Origin of the sequence: Sphingomonas sp. 10B4 (assembly GCF_035019905.1) — a bacterium.
GTDB classification, from domain to species: Bacteria; Pseudomonadota; Alphaproteobacteria; order Sphingomonadales; family Sphingomonadaceae; genus Sphingomonas; species Sphingomonas glacialis.
Genome location: NZ_JASJVC010000145.1, coordinates 1 through 2,237 on the forward strand (window position 1 = coordinate 1; position 2,237 = coordinate 2,237).

Below are 2,237 nucleotides of genomic sequence, written 5' to 3' on the forward strand. Positions count from 1 at the left end.
AGATGTGTATAAGAGACAGGTGGTTTGCTACCCCGAAGCGCGGTGTGCCAATTCCTCCCCTTGGCGGGGAAGCATTGCATGGCGCGATCTGATTGACTCGATTGACCCCAAGACGCAGTGGTTGCGACGGCGATCGTTTCCGTTTCTGTGCTAATCCGCCCGTGCAGGTCCAACGATTTCAAAGAGCGTGTCGGTCATACCATACAGTCGGGTTGTAGGACAGAGCTAGGTCCGCTTTCGACCACTTGCGGACATTCACCGTTAGCGCGATTATGCAGGCATGACCTGTCGGCCAGCCCTCTTGCAACCTCTTGTGCGCAACGAACTTACATCCTATCTGTCGGAACTTGAAGAGGACGACCCTAGGGTTCTATGGAAATGTGAGCGTCAGCGTGGACTAGTGTCAGGGATAGACCAAGTATTCCACTTTTTCTTTGACGATCACGACTTCGACAAATCCGCCTTCGGGTATTCGCTTTTTGATGAAGGCGAGGTCGCTTCGATCGACGAAGTGAAACTTCGCTTGCAAGCTATACTCGATGTTGTTGGTGATGCGGGCGACGATGACTTCGTATCTCATCCGCTATGGGCCGAGGTCAGGCGGGCGGCAGCTGTGGCGAGCAGCCGGCTGAAGAGGCAGCCTGACGGCAGCTAACCACCAGACTCGGACATTCGCTCGGCCGTCTCCCTTTTGGAAGCCGGGGCCCTGGAATGGCTTGGCGGGCGGTGAGGCACCACAAAGGAGGCCCCGGCCTGCGCCGGGGCGACGTATATACGTTAGAGCCGCTCCCACCACATCCAGCCATTACGCCACGCGCCCGAGATTACCGCCGACGCCACACCGCGCGCACGCCGAGCGTCACCACGCCGAGCGTCAGCGCCGCCAGGATCGCCCAGCCGGCCATCACGCCGATGCCGCGCGCGAGTGCCCAGAGCAAGGCTTCGAAGAACCGTCCGATCGCGACGGAGAGATGTACCATGCTGTCCGCCTGTATGTCCGGTCCGGGAGTGGGATGGCGCAGTATCGCGGCCGACGATGGCGAAGTCGAGGCGGCTGTCCCTCGCGGTATGCGAACCGAGCGGTCGCACAACAGCGTTTCCGCAATCTTTCCGCACGCGTATGAGCGGGTGCCATGACCTCCGCTGATCGCCTCCCCGCCGACCTCACCCCCGATACCGAGCATCGCGGCCTCGTCGGGCTGCTCCCTGCCGCCGCGCGGCCGTTCGCGCTGCTCGCGCGGTTCGACCGGCCGATCGGATGGTGGCTGTTGTTCTGGCCGGGCGCGTGGGGTGTTGCGCTCGCAGGCGGCGCGGTGACGCGCTGGGACTTGATCCTGTGGCTGTTGCTCGGCAGCATCGCGATGCGCGGGGCGGGGTGCGTGTTCAACGATATCGTCGACCGCGATCTCGACCGGCAAGTCGCGCGCACGCGCAGCCGTCCGCTGGCGAGCGGGGCGGTGTCGCTCAAGGCGGCGTGGGTGTGGCTGGTGCTGCTCAGCTTGATCGGGCTGGTCGTCTTGCTGCAGCTCAGCCTCTCTGCAGCGGTGGTTGCGGTGGCGAGCCTTGCGCCCGTCGCCGCCTATCCCTTCATGAAGCGGATCACCTGGTGGCCGCAGATCTGGCTCGGGCTGGTCTTTTCGTGGGCGGCGTTGGTCGGGTGGAGCGAGGTCACGGGCGCACTGAGCGCGCCGGGGCTGCTGCTCTATGCCGGATCGATCTGCTGGGTGGTCGGCTATGACACGATCTATGCGCTGCAGGACCGCGAGGACGATGCGCTGATCGGCGTGCGATCGTCGGCGCTGCGGATGGGGCGGCGGGTGCGGCTGGGCGTCGGGCTGTTCTATGCGGCGGCGCTGGTGCTGTGGGCGGCGGCGATCTGGGTGTTGCGGCCCGATGCGCTGGCGCTCGTCGCGTTGCTGCCGGTGGCGGGGCATTTCGTGTGGCAGGTGGCGACGCTGGCGCCCGACGATGGCGCGGGGGCGTTGCGGCGGTTTCGCTCGAACCGGTTTGCCGGGCTGCTGGTGTTTCTGGCGTGCGTCGTCGTCGGGACGCCGTGGCCGTATTGACCTACGTCAGTCACCCTCGCGAAAGCGAGGGTCCCGCTTCTTCCGCGCACCGCGGGGCAGAAGCAGGATCCCCGCTTTCGCGGGGATGACGGGGGTGGGGTCGTGCCGCGGAGGCTTCGCCCGGTCCGAAGCGCCGGAGCGGGCTCGATGCCCTGTCTCTTATACACATCT

The 2,237-nt window shown here is 65.0% G+C and carries 3 protein-coding genes; 2 read left to right on the plus strand and 1 reads right to left on the minus strand.

Annotation, left to right across the window (positions count from 1 at the left end; genetic code table 11):
• Positions 1-313: 313 nt before the first annotated feature.
• Positions 314-655, plus strand: coding sequence for an SCO4402 family protein (locus QN347_RS19070; RefSeq protein ID WP_322160016.1), 342 nt, complete (start codon positions 314-316; stop codon positions 653-655).
• A gap of 169 nt (positions 656-824) precedes the next feature.
• Here QN347_RS19070 and QN347_RS19075 read toward each other — a convergent pair whose 3' ends face one another.
• Positions 825-980 (minus strand): hypothetical protein, encoded by a 156-nt coding sequence (locus QN347_RS19075; protein ID WP_322160014.1) that lies wholly within the window; start codon positions 978-980, stop codon positions 825-827.
• Positions 981-1,133: 153 nt separating this feature from the next.
• Here QN347_RS19075 and ubiA point away from each other — a divergent pair, with 153 nt between their 5' ends.
• A complete protein-coding gene (ubiA, locus tag QN347_RS19080) occupies positions 1,134-2,066 on the plus strand; it encodes a 4-hydroxybenzoate octaprenyltransferase (RefSeq protein WP_133186933.1) in 933 nt (310 codons plus the stop codon).
• Positions 2,067-2,237: the final 171 nt, after the last annotated feature.

Coding starts and splice junctions, on each gene's coding strand:
- QN347_RS19075 (WP_322160014.1), bottom strand. CDS start 980: ATGGTACATCTCTCCGTCGCGATCGGACGGTTCTTCGAAGCCTTGCTC.
- ubiA (WP_133186933.1), top strand. CDS start 1,134: ATGACCTCCGCTGATCGCCTCCCCGCCGACCTCACCCCCGATACCGAG.